Source organism: Brevibacterium otitidis, from assembly GCF_042429315.1.
Taxonomy (GTDB): domain Bacteria; phylum Actinomycetota; class Actinomycetes; order Actinomycetales; family Brevibacteriaceae; genus Brevibacterium; species Brevibacterium otitidis.
This window is the reverse complement of the sequence record NZ_JBHMAU010000133.1, coordinates 95,819-111,951: the sequence shown is the minus strand read 5'-3', so window position 1 is coordinate 111,951 and position 16,133 is coordinate 95,819. Positions and strand designations below refer to the sequence as shown.

The window sequence follows — 16,133 nt, the reverse complement described above, 5'->3', positions numbered from 1 at the left end:
GTGGTAGATCAGGTGGTTAGCGCTTCTGATCCTCGGGGACCTCGACCCCTACCCGCCAACCAGCACCCGACGAACCTCACCCCCACCGGATGTCCGAAGAGCCGGATTGAGGCACACGGTGATCGCCCCGCAGGCCTCGACTGCGAAGAACTCGATGAGGAACTCCGGGCAGGTCGGGGCGATGAGGCCGACGCGTTCACCTGGTTGGAGTCCGGCGGCCTGCAGCTCGCGTGCGCGAGCAGCGATCGCATCGACGAACTGCCGGTAGGTCAGGGATATGCGCTGCGCGGCGCGCGGGCCGCGCACCGCGATGTGCTCCGGCCTGGTGCGCGCGTGCTCCAGCAGCGGGTCGAGAAGCGACACCTGCGACATGAGGATCTCCTTCCAGGAGGTAAACGTTCGTTCGTTAGTTCTTGAAATTGACGCTCACGTCAACTATAAGTTGAGATGTCACCTGCATCACAGACGCAGCAGGAGAATTCTTCAGAAGGGGTACCCATGGACGTCTCAGGCGCAGTCGCCGTCGTCACCGGCGGCGCCGGCGGCATCGGCCGGGCCATCGCCGCACAGCTCATCGAGCGCGGCGCCTTCGTGATGCTCGCCGACGTCGCCGACACGGTCTCCGTGGTCGCCTCTGAACTCGGCTGCCGTGCCTGGCAGGGCGACTGCGCATCCGAAGACGGCATCACCGAACTCCTCGCCCGCACCCGCGCCGAACTCGGTGAGATCGACCTCTACGTCGCCAATGCCGGCATTGCCGGTGCGCGCGGGCTCGGCGCATCCGACGCCGACTGGGACGCGGTCCTCGACATCAACCTGTGCGCCCACATCCGCGCCGCCCAGGCGCTCATCCCCACCTGGCAGGCCAGGGGAGCAGGCTGCTTCGTCTCCACTGCCTCGGCGGCGGGCCTGCTGACCCAGATCGGGCAGGCCGGCTACGCCGTGTCCAAGCACGCCGCGCTCGCCTTCGCCGAATGGCTGTCCATCACCTACGGCGAGGACGGCATCCAGGTCGCCTGCCTGTGCCCGATGGGCGTGCGCACCGAACTGCTCATGGCCGGGCTCGACAGCGCGGACCCCGCCGAACGCGTTGCCAGCCGTTCGGTCGCCGAAGCCGGTGAGCTGCTCAGCCCCGAATACGTCGCCGCCTGCGTCATGGACGCGATCGACGACGGCACGTTCCTCATCCTGCCCCACCCGGAAGTCGCCGAGATGTTCCAGATGAAGGGCTCCGACTACGACCGATGGCTGCGCGGTATGCGCCGCTACCAGGCCTGGCTCAGAGCCGAGGCCGGCACACACGACAACACCTGAGAGAAAGGCCAGCGATGTTTGACGAGACCGACCGCGCCAAGGAGCTGCGCGAGAAGCTGGAGTCCTTCATGGACTCCCACATCTATCCAGCCGAACCCGTCTACCGCGAGCAGATGGCAGCCCAGGACGACCCGCATGCCGTCCCGCCGATCCTCCAGGAGCTCAAGGGCGAAGCCCGGTCCAGGGGACTGTGGAACCTCTTCCACCCGCACGAGGAATGGGGCCCGGGCCTGACGAACCTCGAATACGCCCCACTGGCCGAGATCATGGGCCGTTCCCCAAACCTGGCGCCCGAGGCGACGAACTGCAACGCCCCGGACACCGGCAACATGGAGGTCTTTACGCTCTTCGGCACCGATGAGCACAAGGAGAAGTACCTGCGCCCGCTGCTCGACGGTGAGATCGCCTCCGGGTTCGCGATGACCGAACCGGCCGTGGCCAGCTCGGATGCCACCAATATCGAGATGAGCATGGAGAAGGACGGCGACGGCTACATCCTCAACGGCCGGAAATGGTTCACTTCCAATGGTGCCCGCCCGGACTGCAAGGTCCTCATCGTCATGGGCAAGACCGACCCGAACGCCGAGAATCACCGCCAGCAGTCGATGATGGTCGTGCCCACCGACGCCCCCGGTGTCGAGATCGTCCGCTCCCTGCCGGTCTTCGGCTACCTCGACCGCGAAAGCCACGCCGAGGTGACCTTCACCGATGTGCGGGTCGAAGCCAAGGACGTGCTCAAGGGCGAAGGCGAGGGATTCGCGATCTCCCAGGCCCGCCTCGGGCCCGGCCGCATCCACCACTGCATGCGCGCCATCGGCATGGCCGAGCGCGCCCTGGAGTTCATGTGCCGCCGTGCACATGAGCGCGTCGTGTTCGGTCAGCCGCTGGCAGCCAAGGCCAACATCCAGGACTGGATCGCCGAATCCCGCGTCGACATCGACCAGGCCCGCCTGCTGACCCTGCATGCCGCTGACATGATGGATAAGGTCGGCAACAAGGAGGCCCGCAACCTCATCTCCGAGATCAAGGTCGCCGCCCCGAAGGCCGCCCTGAGCGTCATCGACCGGGCCATCCAGGTCCACGGCGGCGCCGGTGTGACCGATGACTTCCCACTGGCCGAGATGTACTCCCATGCCCGCACCCTGCGCATCGTCGACGGCGCCGATGAGGTCCACAAGATGACCATCGCCCGCCGTGAGCTGCGCAAGTACGCATCCTGACCTGCAGAACCACCTGACTCGCAGAACCACCTGACCGCACACACCCCGAACCTGAAGGAGAATCCATGACCCAGCGCACCGCTATCGTCACCGGAGGCGCCCGCGGAATCGGCGCCGCGATCGCCGAGCGGCTGGCCGCCGACGGCATGAAGGTCGCCGTCGTCGACCTGAGCGAAGACGCCTGCCAGGACGTCGTCGCCCGCATCGGCGCAGCCGGCGGACAGTCCATCGGCATCGGCGCCGACATCACCGATGAGGACCAAGCCGACGCCGCCGTTCAGCGCACCGCTGAGGAGCTCGGCGCCCCGACCGTGCTCGTCAACAACGCCGGCATCATCAAGGACAACCTGCTGTTCAAGATGACCCCGGCTGACTTCACGAAGGTCCTCGACGTCCACCTGACCGGCAACTTCCTCATGACCAGGGCCTGCCAGTCCCACATGGTCGAGCAGAAGTTCGGCCGCATCATCTCGATGTCCTCGACCTCAGCGCTCGGCAACCGCGGGCAGACGAACTACTCGGCTGCCAAGGCCGGCATCCAGGGGATGACGAAGACGTACGCGATCGAGCTCGGCAAGTTCGGCGTCACCGCCAACGCGATCGCCCCGGGCTTCATCGAAACCGATATGACGAAGGCGACTGCCGAGCGCGTCGGCGTCGAGTTCGACGACTTCGTCGCCATGGCCGTCAGCCAGATCCCGGTGGCCCGCTCCGGCAAGCCCGAGGACATCGCCCACACCGCCTCGTTCCTCGCCAGCGAAGGAGCCGGCTTCGTCTCCGGCCAGGTCATCTACGTCGCCGGCGGACCCAAGGACTGATCCGGTGAGCGCACACGCACGCATTGACGAGGCGGTCGCGGCAGCCGCAGCCGCGGCCGCCGGGCTCACCGGACCCGAGGCGGCAGCGCCGGCCGCGCACGCCGGGCTGCTCTACGACCACGGCCTGGCCTGGGTGAACTTCCCGCAGGGTGCTGGCGGCCTGGGCGTCTCGGCGAGCCTGCAGGACTACGCCGATGCCGCCGTCGACGCCGCCGGGCTGCACCGGCCGGACCCGCACGACAACGCGATCGGCTTCGGCATGGCCGCCCCTACCATCGCCGCCTACGGCAGCGCTGAGCAGAAGACGTGGCTCAAGCGCATCTACACGCTTGAGACGATCGTCTGCCAGCTCTTCAGCGAACCCGGCGCCGGTTCCGACCTCGCCGCCGTCGCAACGAAGGCCGTGCTCGACGGGGACACCTACCGGGTGACCGGGCAGAAGGTGTGGACGTCCGGAGCACACAATGCCGACCTGGCGATTCTCATCGCCCGCACCGACCCGAGTGTGCCCAAGCACCGCGGAATGAGCTACTTCCTGCTTGACATGCACGCCCCCGGCGTCGAAACCCGCGGGCTGCGCCAGATCACCGGCGAGGCCGAATTCAACGAAGTGTTCCTCACCGATGTGCCGGTGCCTGCATCCATGCGCCTCGGTGCGCCCGGTGAGGGCTGGAAGATCGCGAACACGACGCTGAACAACGAACGGGTGGCGATCGGCGGGGGAGCACCGCGCGAAGGCGGCATGCTCGGTGTCGTCACCGAGGCCTGGCGCAAGCAGCCGGAGGTGCGCGATACGCTGCTGCACGATGAGCTCATGCGGCTGTGGGTCGAATCCGAAGCCGCACGGATGCTCGGAGAGCGCACCGCCCAGCAGGTCGCCGCCGGTCAGCCCGGACCCGAAGGATCCGGCGCGAAGCTGTCGTTTGCGCGCAACGCCCAGCAGCTCTCCGCCCTCGACGTGCGGATGCGCGGGATCGACGGGCTGCGGCATGACAGCTACGAGATGCGCCGGCCCGCGCACTATTCGATGACCGGCCGCACGCCGGTCTACCGGTACCTGCGCGCGAAGGGCAACTCGATCGAAGGCGGCACCAGCGAGATCATCCGCAACATCATCGCCGAACGCGTCCTCGGACTGCCCGGCGAACACCGCACCGACAAAGACCTGCCGTTCAAGGACCTGCCCAGATGACCATCGAGATGCTCGACACCGAGCTGGCCGCCGACCTCAGGCGCACCGTGCGCGCTTTCCTCACCGAACGCTGCGATCCCGGCACCGTCGCCGAGGTGTACGACGACCCTGCCATCGCCTCCCGTGAACTCAACGACGGGTGGGCCCGCGAACTCGGGCTCGCCGGACTGCTCGTCCCCGAAGCAGACGGCGGAGCCGGCGCCAGCCTCGCCGAAGCCGCCGTCGTCGCCCACGCGATCGGCCGGCATGCCGCCCCGCTGCGCTTCCTCAGCTCCGGCGTCATCGCCACCACGCTGGCAGCCCACGCCGGGGACCGTGAATTGGCAGCCGCGCTGGCGGCAGGCGAGCGGTATGCCGCCGTCGCCTTCCCCGCCACCAGCCCCACCCTGGCCAGCGGACTGACGGCGGCCACCGCCTCGGGCGCGGATACTGCGCGAGCCGTGCCGGATCCGGCGACCGTGCACGTCAGCGGCACCATCGCAGGCGTCATGGAGGCAGCAGGCGCTGATGATCTCATCGCCGTGCTCGGCAGCGGGGAGGACACGACGATCGTCGTCATCGACCCGGCAGACGCGCACATCGCACCATTCCTCAGCCTGGACGAGACCCGCAGACTCGCCGACGTCACCGTCGACAGCGCGCCGGCACGCGTCATCGCCACCGGCGCCGAGGCGGTGGCCGCGGTGGAGGCTGCGACGCTCGCTGGGCAGGTGGCGCTGGCCGCCGAACTCGCCGGCACCGCAGCCCAGGCGTTCTCCACCACCCTGGACTACGTGCGCACCCGCGTGCAGTTCGGGCGCGCGATCGGCTCCTATCAGGCGATCAAGCACCGGCTGGCCGAGCTGTGGCTGGCCGTCCGCCAGGCCGATGCGGCGGCCACCTACGCCGCTCAGACGGCAGCGAACTGGCAGCGCGGGGAGGAGGATCTGCACGAAGCGCAGATCTGCGCACTCACCGCGCTCGCCTACGCCGCCCCGGTCGCAGTGCAGGCCACGGAGGAAGCCGTGCAGCTGCACGGCGGCAACGGCATGACCTGGGAGTATCCCATCCACCTGCTGCTCAAACGGGCCAAGGCCGGCGAGCTCATCCTCGGGCACCCAGCGGCCAACCGCGCGGCGCTGGCCGCACTCATCGACCTGCCCGTGTGCTGAAGGTCACGCTGACGACATAGACTCAACGAGGCGCCCCTCGTCATCCAGAAAGGACACCCATGACAGACGCAGTCATCGTCTCCACCGCCCGCACCCCGATCGGCAAGGCCTATCGCGGCGCCTTCAACAACACCCAGCCGCAGGAACTCGCCGGCCACGCCATCCGCCATGCTGTCGAACGCGCCGGCATCGAGGGTGCTGAAGTCGACGACGTGATCCTCGGTGCGGCGCTGCAGCAGGGCTCCCAGAGCGGCAATGTCGCCCGCCAGTCGGCCCTGCGCGCCGGCCTGCCCGTCACCGTCTCCGGCATGACGATCGACCGGCAGTGCTCCTCCGGCCTCATGGCGATCGCCACGGCTGCCAAGCAGATCATCCACGATGGGATGAAGATCGCCGTCGGCGGCGGTGTCGAATCGATCTCACTGGTGCAGAACGACAAGATGAACACCTTCCGCGCCAGGGATCCGTGGCTGGTCGAGAACATCCCGGGCCTGTACCTGCCGATGCTCCACACCGCCGAGGTCGTCGCCGAGCGCTACGGGGTCTCCCGCGAGGACCAGGACGCCTACGCCTATGAATCCCAGATGCGCACTGCCGCCGCCCAGGAGGCCGGCCGCCTCGATGCCGAGATCGTGCCGCTGGAGTCGGTGCAGCTGATCCAGGACAAGGAGACGAAGGAGATCTCGGAGCAGACCGTCACGCTGACGAAGGACGAGGGCAACCGCCCGCAGACCACCCTGGAGGGGCTGGCCGGCCTCAACCCGGTGCTCGAACCCGGTGTCGCCTCCGCTCACCCGTCGATCACCGCCGGCAATGCCTCGCAGCTCTCCGACGGCGCCTCGGCGGCGGTGCTCATGTCCGATGACGAGGCCTCCCGCCGCGGGCTGGAGCCGCTGGGCATCTACCGCGGCATGGCCGTCGCAGGCTGCGAGCCGGATGAGATGGGCATCGGCCCGGTGTTCGCGGTGCCGAAGCTGCTCGACCAGCACGGCCTCACCGTCGACGACATCGACCTGTGGGAGCTGAATGAGGCCTTCGCCGTGCAGGCGCTGTACTGCCGCGACCGGCTCGGCATCGACCCGGAGCGCTACAACGTCGACGGCGGCGGCATCTCTGTCGGCCACCCCTACGGGATGACCGGTTCCCGGCTCACCGGCCACGCCCTCATCGAGGGCAGGCGACGCGGCGCTAAGTACGTCGTCGTCACCATGTGCATCGGCGGCGGCATGGGCGCTGCCGGGCTGTTCGAAGTCTGCTGACCCCCTGCTCTGCCTGTGCGCAGAGCTGTTCCCGGCGGCCGCCCATGAGCCGCCGGGAGCACCCTCAACCCTTCCGAAAATGACGATCCGAGGAGAGATGATGAGCATTTCGGAGACCCAGCCCTGGCTCAAGACCTACGCCCATCTGCCGCAGCTGTCCGAACCTGTGCCCCACAGCACCGGTGACCAGCTGCTGCGCGACACCGTCGAGCGGTTCCCCGACCGCCGCGCCATCACCTACTTCGGATACGAACCCACCTGGGCTGAGATCGATCGGCAGGCCGAGGCCTTCGGCGCCTGGCTCACCGATGAGGGCATCGGCGCCGGCGACCGGATCGGCGTCTACCTGCAGAACACCCCGCACTACCACATCGCCGTGTTCGGTGCGTGGAAGATCGGCGCGATCCCGGTGCCGCTCAACCCGATGTACCGCGATGAGCTCGCACACATCTTCGCCGACTCCGGCATCCGCGGCCTCGTCGTCTCCGCTGCCGCCTACCTCGACCGCGTCAAGGACTACTGCCAGGGCCTCGAATGGGTGCTCACCTGCAAGGACACCGACTTCCAGACGACGAACGACGAGCGCATCTTCGGCATCTTCGCCGACCACTACGACACCGGCTGCGCAGAGCTTCTCGACGTTGTGAAGGCCAATGACGGCCGCACCGTCCCGGCGCCGGAGCTGACCCCGGACGACACCGCGATCATCGGCTACACCTCCGGTACCTCGGGACGGTCGAAGGGCGCAGCCGTCACCCACCGCGGCGTCACCGTCAACTCCCTGGCCCTCGGCATCCACCAGGGGCTGGACGAGAACGACGTCATCTTCACCCTCGCGCCGGTCTTCCACATCACCGGCTTCGTCTGCCAGTTCATCGCCTCAGCCGCCATCGGCGCGGCCCTGGCGATGAACTACCGCTTCGAACCGGCCAGCACCCTGGAGATCTTCCGCCGCGAGAAGCCGCAGTACATGGCCGGACCGGCCACCGCCTATATGGCGCTGCTCGCCCACCCGACCTTCGACACCGATGCCTTCGACTCCTTCAAATCGCTCATGTCCGGCGGCGCGCCGCTGCCGGATGCGATCGTGCGGAAGTTCGAAGAGCGCACCGGCCACTACATCGGCCAGGGCTACGGGCTGACCGAGACGACCGCCCAGTGCGTCGTCGTCCCACCGGGCATGCGCGCCCCCGTCGACCCGGACAGCGGCAACCTGTCCTGCGGCCTGCCGGTGCCCGGCGTCGTCGTGCGGATCCTCGACGACCTCGGCGCTGAGCTCGGCCCGGGCGAGATCGGCGAGATCTGCGTGCGCGGCCCGATGGTCGTCGGCGAATACATCAACAACCCGTCAGCCACCGCCTCGGAGATCCCCGACGGCGAGCTCAGGACCGGTGACGTCGGCTTCATCGACGCCGACGGCTGGGTGTTCATCGTCGACCGCAAGAAGGACATGATCAACGCCTCCGGCTTCAAAGTGTGGCCGCGCGAGATCGAAGACGTCCTCTACAACCACCCGGCCGTGCTCGAAGCCGCCGTCGTCGGCGTGCCCGATGAGTACCGCGGCGAATCGGTCACCGCCTTCGTCAGCCTGCAGCCGGGCGCCGAGGTCACCGGCGAGGACCTCATCGCCTACTGCCGCGAACACCTGGCCTCCTACAAGGCCCCGCGCACGATCAGCTTCATCGAAGCGCTGCCCAAGACCGCCTCGGGCAAGATCCTGCGCCGCGAGATGCGCCGGATGGGCGCCGAACAGGCTGCCGAGCAGGCGAGCTGAGACGGCCGCACCCCGGCGACAGCGGGGAATATGATTGAGAGGCGGACGCCACCCGGCGCCCGCCTCTCGCTCTGTCCGTCCGCGGCGCATCGCAGCCGCCCGTCGACTGAAAGGCCGTCCCGATCACCTCCCGCACGCGCGTCCTCGACAAGGAGATCCTCGCCCTGGCTGTGCCAGCTCTCGGCGCGCTTGCCGCCGAACCGGTCTTCCTGCTCGCCGACACGGCGATGATCGGGCATGTGGGACCGGATGCGCTCGGCGCCCTGGCGATCGCGGCGACGATCCTGCATACGGTCCTCGGCCTCATGATCTTCCTCGCCTACGCCACCACCCCGCGGGTGGCGCGCAAGCTGGGCGAAGGCGATGTCCCGGCAGCGATCGGAGCCGGCTTCGACGGCATCTGGCTGGCGCTGCTGACCTCGCTTGTGCTGTTGGCCCTCGGACTGCCGCTGCTGGATGTGCCGATCTCCTGGTTCCATCCCACGCCCGAGGTGGCCGCCGGCGCCCACTCCTACCTCGCCATCTCCTGGTGGGGACTGCCGTTCATGCTCACCGTCATCGCCGCCACCGGACTGCTGCGCGGTCTGCAGGACACGAAGACCCCGCTGCGGGTGGCCGTCGGCGGATTCCTCGCCAACATCGCGCTCAACGCCGTGTTCATCTACGGCTTCGGCATGGGGGTCGCCGGCTCCGCCCTCGGCTCGGTGCTGGCGCATGTCGGCATGTGCGCGATCTACCTCGTCATCGCGGTGCGTGCGGCCCGGCGGCACCGGGCGCCGGTGCGCCCGGACTGGTCCGGGGTGCTCGCCTCTGCGCGGACCTCCGGATGGCTGCTGGTGCGCAATATGTCGCTGCGCGCAGCCATGATCGTGCTCATCGTGCTCGCCACGGGCCTGGGCACCGTGCAGCTGGCGGCCGTCCAGATCATCCAGACGCTGTTCAACTCCCTCGCCCTCGTCCTCGACGCGCTCGCCATCGCCGGGCAGGCGATGATCGGCCTGCAGTTGGGCCACCGCAACCGGCAGCGGGTCGCGGCGATCAACCGGCGGCTCATCCAGTGGGGCATCGGCTTCGGCGTGCTCGTCGGCATCGTCCTCGCCGTCCTCTCACCGCTCATCGGCTATGTCTTCACCTCGGACCCGGCGGTGCGCAGCCTGCTCATGCCGCTCATCATCGTGCTTGCGATCGGCATGCCGGTCGCCGGCTATGTCTTCACCCTCGACGGGGTGCTCATGGGCGCCGAGGACGCCCGCTATCTCGCCTTCGCCCAGCTGAGCGCCTTCCTGCTCTACTGCGGCATCCTCGCGCTCATCTACACCCAGTGGCCGACCGTTACCGTGCTGTGGGCCTGCTTCGGTCTCGGCTTCGTCGCGATGCGCGCACTCGGCCTGGGCTGGCGGGTCCGCAACGACGGCTGGATCCGCCGCGCCGAGGCGGTCGCCGACCGCTCCTGAACCGTGACGCGCCGCGTGTGTCCTGGGCTTTCGCCACGCCGAGCAGCGACTATGCTGGTGCACGCCCTGAATGGAGAGGAACCCCATGCACATCACACCACTGCCGGCAGACCGCACCGCTGCCGAGGTCCGCGAGCTGCTCACTCCGTTCCTGCTGCAGTGCATCAACTGGTCGCCCGGCGCCCCGGAGCTCGACCGCTCCGCCATCGACGCTGATGACCAGCTCGCCGCCTATCTCGACGGCTGGGGCCGTGCAGGTGATATCGCCGTCATCGCATGGGATGAGGAGCAGCCGGTCGGGGCGGCCTGGTGCCGGCTGCTGAGCGACCCGCCCGGCTACGGCTGGGTCGCTGATGACATTCCCGAGGTGGCGATCGCCGTGGCAGCAGAGGCCCAGGGCCGAGGTGCCGGTCGCCAGCTGCTGCACACCCTGTGCCGACTGGCCGCCGTGTCGGGCTATCCGGCGCTCAGCCTGTCGGTGGCCGATGGGAACATGTCCAAGCACCTCTTCAGCCAGCTCGGCTTCTTCGACGTCGGCCGCTCCGGCGAAGCTGATATCATGCTCCGCCGGGTCTGAACCGGCAGCCGCCTGCCGCCGGCTCAGTGGGGCAGGCGCGGCAGCTTCTCCTCATACAGCCACGGATCGACGATCGGGGAGATCGACTCGCCGGTGATCTCGGCTGCCAGGCGCAGAAAGTCCTCAGTGGAGACATGGCCATGCTGATATTGCTGCGTCCACGCCTGCAGCAGCCGGCGGAAGCTCTCATCGCCGATCCGCCTGCGCAGGGCATGCAGGGTGAGCGCACCGCGCTTGTAGATCCGGTCATCGAACATATCGGCCGGTCCCGGATCGGCGAGCACGAGGTTCTGCGGCTGGCTGTCGAGCAGGTTCCAGTGCACCCGGGCCAGCTCATCGGCGGTGCCGCGCTCAGCGGCCTCAGCCCACAGCCATTCGGCATAGCAGGCGAAGCCCTCATTCAGCCAGATATCAGACCACTGGCCCAGCGTCAGCGAGTTGCCGAACCACTGGTGGGCGAGCTCATGGGCGACGAGCCGCTCAGCCTCCCAGGTGGCCTCGAGATGGTTGGGCCCCAGGATCGACAGCGGCTGGGACTCCAGCGGAATCTCAAGCACATCATCGGTGACGACGACGCCGTAGTGGTCGAAGGGATAGGGGCCGAACCAGTCGCTGAACACCTGCATCATGTTATGCTGCTTGGCCAGCGCCCGGTGGGCCTTCTGCCGCATACTGCGTGAGCAGGCCACCGTCAGCGGCACCGGTCCGGGACGCCCGAGCGGGGCGAGCTCGGTGCGCTCGTACTGCCCGATCTGCACCGTCGCCAGGTACGGGGCCAGCGGCGCCTTCGACTCCCACACCCAGCGGGTGCGCCCGGCCTTCCGGGAGGTCGTCACGAGCCGGCCGTTGGAGATGACGGTGTAGGGCGATTCGACGAGCACGGAGATCCGGTAGCTCGCCTTGTTCGAAGGATGGTCATTGCACGGGAACCAGGTGGCTGCGCCGTTGGGCTGGCCGGCGACGAGCACCCCGTCTTCGAGCTCCTCCCAACCCACGTCGCCCCACATGCCCATCGCCGGCTCCGGATTGCCGCTGTAGGCGATCTCGACGTTGAGCAGGGCATCACGCGGATACTCCCGGCGGGCGTGCAGGGTGAGCTTGCGGCCGTGCTGACGCCAGCGCACCCGGGCGCCGTCGATCGTCGCTTTCGTCACCCGCAGCCCGGCCAGATCGAGCGCGAGCTCAGAGGTCTGCGCCCGCAGCCGCACCCGCAGCTGGGCGTGACCGGCCAGCCGGTTGGGCACGATCCGATAGTCGAGCGTCAGATCGTAGTGTTCGACGCTCAGTTCGGATGTGCCGGAGTCGGGAGTGTAGGAGTCAGCAGGGGTCAACGATGGTCCTCGGAGGTGGTCGGGTTCTGCGGCAGGGCGGGTGCATCGATCCAGGGCACGACGGGGTTGCCGGAGAAGTAGGCGTGCGGGGGCACGAACTCGCCGCGCATGACGAGCGAGGTCGGCCCGACCGTTGCGGCCTGGCCGATCGTGGCCGCCGGCAGGATGACGCTGTTGGGTCCGAGCGTGGCGCCCGGATCGAGGGTGACGGTGTCGAGCGACATCACCCGGTCGTGGAACAGGTGGGTCTGCACAACGCAGCCGCGGTTGACGGTCGCATTGTCGGCCAGGGTCACGAGATCGGCTTCCGGCAGCCAGTAGGTCTCGCACCACACGCCGTGGCCGATCTTCGCGCCGAGCGCGCGCAGGAACCACACGAGTGCGGGCGTGCCGACGGCGGTGCGGGCGAACCAAGGCGCGGCGATGAGCTCAACAAAGCAGTCGGCGACCTCATTGCGCCAGATGAAGCTCGACCACAGCGGATGCTCGCTGGGCTTCGTACGGCCGACGAACACCCACTTGGCGATGACGGCGATGCCGGCAGCGACTGCGCCGGCAGCCATCATGACGGCACCGGAGCCGGCGATGAGGGTCAGCGGGGCGAGCACCGCCCCCGAGGCGCCGGTCGCCTGTGCGAGCGCTTCACCTGACGAGAGCAGCCCGTAGAGGGCGATGAGCAGCCCGGTGATGAGCAGCCCGGCGGTCATGACGGACAGGCTGCGCAGCACCTCCCAGCAGCCGCGGGCGAACTTCAGCCGCTGCGGCGGGTTGTAGGTCAGCGAGTCATCGGCGTCGACCTCGCTGCGGCGCAGCTCGACCGGCGGGGTGCCGATCCACGAACTGCCCTTCTTCGCCTTGGCAGGAGCCGCTGAGAGCACGGCGACGAGTGCGTTCTTCGGCACCCGGCGCCCGGCCGCGGCGATGCCGGAGTTGCCGAGGAAGGCGCGCTTGCCGACCTTCGCCCGGCCGATGCGCATCCAGCCGTGGCCCAGATCGTAGGAGGCGACCATCGTGTCATCGGCGAGGAACGCCCCGGAGGCGATCTGCGTCATCGACGGCACGAGCAGCACCGTGGAGACCTCGACATTGCGGCCGACCTTCGCGCCGAGGATCCGCAGCCAGATCGGGGTGAAGAGGCTCGCATAGAGCGGGAAGAGCAGTTCGCGGGCCATATCGAGGATGCGTTCGGTGGCCCACAGCCGGAAGCCCATCATCGACCGGACAGGGAACAGGCCCTCGCGCATCCCGATCGCCAGGCCGCGCACCGCCAGCACCACGAGCACCGCGGTGGTGAGGAACCAGATGAGAGCCTGCACCGGTGCCCAGGCGAGCAACGTCAGCGGCTGGGCGAACACCTCGGGCCCGGCCACTGCGAGCATCAGCGCCACCCCGGGGACGAGCGCGATATAGGGGATGAGCGCATGCAGCTGGGAGCCGAGCGCATAGAGCAGGAACGGGGTGCGTGCCCGCTTGTCCGGCGGATCCGGCCAGGTGCGCTTCTTCTTGCCGATCCGCACCGCCGGGGAGCCGGAGAACACCTGGTTCTTACGCACCCGGCCGGTGACTGCCGAACCGGGTTCGATGTGGGCATCCGGGCCGATGCGGGTGCCGGGCATGAGCGTCGAACGGGCTCCGACGGTGGCATCGCGGCCGATGTCGACGGTGCCGATGCGCAGCAGATCGCCGTCGACCCACCAGCCCTTGAGATCGACCTCCGGTTCGACGGCGGCACCGCGGTCGATCGTCAGCAGGCCGGTGACCGGCGGGATCGTGTGCATGTCGACATCGCGGCCGATCCGGTTGCCGAGCAGGCGGGCATACCACGTCACCCACGGGGCGTTGGCGACCGACACTGCGCCGGCGAGATCCTGGATGTGCTCAGCCAGCCACAGCCGCAGGTGCACGCTGCCGGAGCGCGGATACACGCCCGGACCCACACCGGCCATGAGGGCGCGGGCGGCCAGCGCGGAGACGAGCATCTTGCCCCAGCCGGAGACGAACACCGCCCACAGGGCGATGATGAGCCACCACGGCGTCGTGATGAGCGGTGCGCCCTGCCAGGCGGCGAGATTCGCCCCGGCCATGAGGAGGACCACCCAGCGCATGCCGGAGAGGATGTGGAGCACCAGCCCGAGCAGCGTCTGCAGCCACTGCATCGACCGGCGGGTGCGTGCGACGGTGCGGTGCCGGCCCGCTGCCGTGCTGGCTGCGCCCTCCTCGGCCAGGCACAGCTCGGCCAGGGCCCCGAAGCGCGGATGGGAGTAGACATCGCCGACGGTGATCGTCGAATGGCGGGCGCGCAGTCGGGAGACGAGCTGGGCGGCGGCCAGGGAACCGCCGCCGGCGGTGAAGAAGTCGGTGTCCATGCTCGGCCGGCCGCCGAGCACGGCCTGCCACTGCTCGGCGATCCAGGCCGCTGATTCCGGCACAGCTTCGCCGGAGTCATCGTCGAGGATCTCCTCCAGCGGCCACGGCAGGGCATTGCGGTCGACCTTGCCGGAGGTCTTCGTCGGCAGGGAGTCGACGATCGCCAGGCGGGGGACGAGGGCAGGCGGGAGCACCTCGCGCAGCTGGGCCTCCCAGTCGGCCAGGGGCGCCGGCGCCGAGGTGTCGGCCGGGGCGAGATAGCCGATGAGCAGCTGGGTGCCGGCTGGGGTGTCCTTGACGGCGGCTGCACCGCCGGCCACACCGGGCAGGGCCTGGAGGGCCGCGTCGATCTCACCGAGTTCGATGCGCCGGCCGCCGAGCTTGATCTGCTCATCGGCGCGGCCGACGAACAGCAGACCGGCCGGATCGTTGACGACGAGGTCGCCGGAGCGGTAGGCGCGCTGCCAGCCGAGCGTGGGCATCGGCGCGTACTTCTCGGCATCCTTGGCCGGGTCGAGGTAGCGGGCCAGGCCGACTCCGCCGATGATGAGCTCACCGGTCTCGCCTTCGGCGACCGGGATCCCCGCAGCGTCGACGATCGCCAGATCCCAGCCGTCGAGCGGCAGGCCGATGCGCACCGGGCCGGGCCCGCCGAGCGGGGCTGCGCAGGCGACGACGGTCGCCTCGGTCGGGCCGTAGGTGTTCCACACCTCGCGGGTGCCGTCGGAGAGCCGCTGGGCGAGCTCCGGTGGGCAGGCCTCGCCGCCGAAGATCAGCAGCCGCACACTTTCGAGCGTCTCCGCCGGCCACAGCGCGGCCAGCGTCGGCACTGTCGAGACGATGCTGATGCGCCGGCCGGCCAGCCACGGGCCCAGGTCCATGCCGGACTTCACGAGTGCGCGCGGGGCGGGCACCAGGCAGGCCCCGTGCGCCCACGCCAGCCACATCTCCTCACAGCTGGCGTCGAAGGCCACTGAGAGTCCTGCGAGCACCCGGTCGCCGGGGCCGATCGGCTCATCCTGGCAGAAGATCCGCGACTCGGCATCGACGAAGGCGGCAGCGGAGCGGTGGGTGACGGCCACGCCCTTGGGCTTGCCGGTCGAACCGGAGGTGAAGATCACCCAGCAGTCATCATCCGGCTGCGGGGCGCGCAGCGGAGCCACCGCCTCGGTCGCGGGATCGCGCCGCGACTCGATCTGCATCCCGGCGGTGACGACAGCGGTGACCGCGGCCTCGGAGAACACCGTGGCCGCGCGCTCATCCGGGTCGTCGACGTCGACGGGCACATAGGCGGCGCCGATCATGAGGGTCGACAGGATCGCGATGTAGAGGTCGAGGGTGCCTGAGGGCACCCGCACGCCGACCTTGTCGCCGGGTGCGACGCCGGCGGCGTGGAGCTCATGGCCGAAGTCGCGCATGGCCTCCAGCAGCTGCGAATAGGTGATGGAGCGGACTCCGTCATCGAGGGCCGGGGCCTCGGGGTGGTCGGTGGCGACAGCGATGAGGATGTCGATGAGCGTGCGTTCTGGGGCGGCGCGGTGCGCTGCCGGGAACTGCGGTGCATGCACAGTGATGGGGTTCCTCCGATGTCGGGCGGGTCTGGTGTGAATCGTAGCCCTTTGGTGAGCATCGTAGTCGCTTCGCCGCACCGGCCCGCCGATCACGCGGCCGGCAGG

Annotated in this window: 13 protein-coding genes; 9 read left to right on the top strand and 4 right to left on the bottom strand. The window is 69.0% G+C overall.

The window, feature by feature from the left end; all coding sequences use genetic code 11:
- Positions 1-48: 48 nt before the first annotated feature.
- On the bottom strand, positions 49-372 hold the full coding sequence (locus tag ACFFN1_RS16845; protein WP_376842058.1) for an AMP-binding protein: 324 nt from the start codon (positions 370-372) through the stop codon (positions 49-51).
- Positions 373-498: 126 nt separating this feature from the next.
- Between ACFFN1_RS16845 and ACFFN1_RS16840 the strand changes: the two genes are divergently transcribed.
- The 3 genes from ACFFN1_RS16840 (at position 499) to fabG (ending at position 3,352) form a co-directional block, all read left to right on the top strand.
- Positions 499-1,314 (top strand): SDR family oxidoreductase, encoded by an 816-nt coding sequence (locus tag ACFFN1_RS16840; protein ID WP_376842057.1) that lies wholly within the window; start codon positions 499-501, stop codon positions 1,312-1,314.
- Between the two features lie 14 nt (positions 1,315-1,328).
- Positions 1,329-2,534, top strand: a complete 1,206-nt coding sequence (locus ACFFN1_RS16835) for an acyl-CoA dehydrogenase family protein (protein WP_376842056.1) — start codon at positions 1,329-1,331, stop codon at positions 2,532-2,534.
- Between the two features lie 65 nt (positions 2,535-2,599).
- Entirely contained in the window at positions 2,600-3,352 is a 753-nt protein-coding gene (gene fabG, locus ACFFN1_RS16830; RefSeq protein WP_376842055.1) for a 3-oxoacyl-ACP reductase FabG, read from the top strand.
- Here the strand turns inward: fabG and ACFFN1_RS16825 are convergent.
- Positions 3,321-3,701 (bottom strand): LEPR-XLL domain-containing protein, encoded by a 381-nt coding sequence (locus ACFFN1_RS16825; RefSeq protein WP_376842066.1) that lies wholly within the window; start codon positions 3,699-3,701, stop codon positions 3,321-3,323. The genes fabG and ACFFN1_RS16825 overlap by 32 nt on opposite strands.
- Between ACFFN1_RS16825 and ACFFN1_RS16820 the strand changes: the two genes are divergently transcribed.
- From ACFFN1_RS16820 to ACFFN1_RS16795, 6 genes are all read left to right on the top strand, one after another.
- Positions 3,612-4,544 carry an acyl-CoA dehydrogenase family protein gene (locus tag ACFFN1_RS16820; RefSeq protein ID WP_376842065.1) on the top strand — a complete coding sequence of 311 codons (933 nt, stop codon included), beginning with the start codon at positions 3,612-3,614 and terminating at the stop codon, positions 4,542-4,544. The genes ACFFN1_RS16825 and ACFFN1_RS16820 overlap by 90 nt on opposite strands.
- Complete coding sequence (locus ACFFN1_RS16815; protein WP_376842054.1) at positions 4,541-5,695, top strand: acyl-CoA dehydrogenase family protein; 1,155 nt, start codon at positions 4,541-4,543, stop codon at positions 5,693-5,695. Before ACFFN1_RS16820 ends, ACFFN1_RS16815 begins: the two co-directional genes overlap by 4 nt.
- A 59-nt stretch (positions 5,696-5,754) precedes the next feature.
- Complete coding sequence (locus ACFFN1_RS16810; RefSeq protein ID WP_376842053.1) at positions 5,755-6,954, top strand: acetyl-CoA C-acyltransferase; 1,200 nt, start codon at positions 5,755-5,757, stop codon at positions 6,952-6,954.
- Positions 6,955-7,054: 100 nt separating this feature from the next.
- Positions 7,055-8,728, top strand: a complete 1,674-nt coding sequence (locus ACFFN1_RS16805; RefSeq protein ID WP_376842052.1) for a class I adenylate-forming enzyme family protein — start codon at positions 7,055-7,057, stop codon at positions 8,726-8,728.
- A gap of 170 nt (positions 8,729-8,898) precedes the next feature.
- A complete protein-coding gene (locus ACFFN1_RS16800; RefSeq protein WP_376842051.1) occupies positions 8,899-10,182 on the top strand; it encodes an MATE family efflux transporter in 1,284 nt (427 codons plus the stop codon).
- A gap of 85 nt (positions 10,183-10,267) precedes the next feature.
- The gene (locus ACFFN1_RS16795) at positions 10,268-10,759 is read left to right on the top strand and encodes a GNAT family N-acetyltransferase (protein ID WP_376842049.1); all 492 of its coding nucleotides are present in this window, start codon (positions 10,268-10,270) and stop codon (positions 10,757-10,759) included.
- Positions 10,760-10,782: 23 nt separating this feature from the next.
- On the opposite strand, the gene ACFFN1_RS16790 is transcribed toward ACFFN1_RS16795, so the two are convergent.
- Together ACFFN1_RS16790 and ACFFN1_RS16785 are read right to left on the bottom strand one after the other, a co-directional pair.
- Positions 10,783-12,090 carry a M1 family metallopeptidase gene (locus ACFFN1_RS16790; protein ID WP_376842048.1) on the bottom strand — a complete coding sequence of 436 codons (1,308 nt, stop codon included), beginning with the start codon at positions 12,088-12,090 and terminating at the stop codon, positions 10,783-10,785.
- On the bottom strand, positions 12,087-16,031 hold the full coding sequence (locus ACFFN1_RS16785; RefSeq protein ID WP_376842064.1) for a Pls/PosA family non-ribosomal peptide synthetase: 3,945 nt from the start codon (positions 16,029-16,031) through the stop codon (positions 12,087-12,089). The genes ACFFN1_RS16790 and ACFFN1_RS16785 overlap by 4 nt, the downstream gene beginning before the upstream one ends.
- Positions 16,032-16,133: the final 102 nt, after the last annotated feature.

Bases quoted from the DNA above. Each gene is read 5' to 3' on its own strand.
- ACFFN1_RS16815 (WP_376842054.1), top strand. From the start codon at position 4,541: ATGACCATCGAGATGCTCGACACCGAGCTGGCCGCCGACCTCAGGCGC.
- ACFFN1_RS16810 (WP_376842053.1), top strand. From the start codon at position 5,755: ATGACAGACGCAGTCATCGTCTCCACCGCCCGCACCCCGATCGGCAAG.
- ACFFN1_RS16845 (WP_376842058.1), bottom strand. From the start codon at position 372: ATGTCGCAGGTGTCGCTTCTCGACCCGCTGCTGGAGCACGCGCGCACC.
- ACFFN1_RS16820 (WP_376842065.1), top strand. From the start codon at position 3,612: ATGGCCGCCCCTACCATCGCCGCCTACGGCAGCGCTGAGCAGAAGACG.
- ACFFN1_RS16835 (WP_376842056.1), top strand. From the start codon at position 1,329: ATGTTTGACGAGACCGACCGCGCCAAGGAGCTGCGCGAGAAGCTGGAG.
- ACFFN1_RS16805 (WP_376842052.1), top strand. From the start codon at position 7,055: ATGAGCATTTCGGAGACCCAGCCCTGGCTCAAGACCTACGCCCATCTG.
- fabG (WP_376842055.1), top strand. From the start codon at position 2,600: ATGACCCAGCGCACCGCTATCGTCACCGGAGGCGCCCGCGGAATCGGC.
- ACFFN1_RS16795 (WP_376842049.1), top strand. From the start codon at position 10,268: ATGCACATCACACCACTGCCGGCAGACCGCACCGCTGCCGAGGTCCGC.
- ACFFN1_RS16840 (WP_376842057.1), top strand. From the start codon at position 499: ATGGACGTCTCAGGCGCAGTCGCCGTCGTCACCGGCGGCGCCGGCGGC.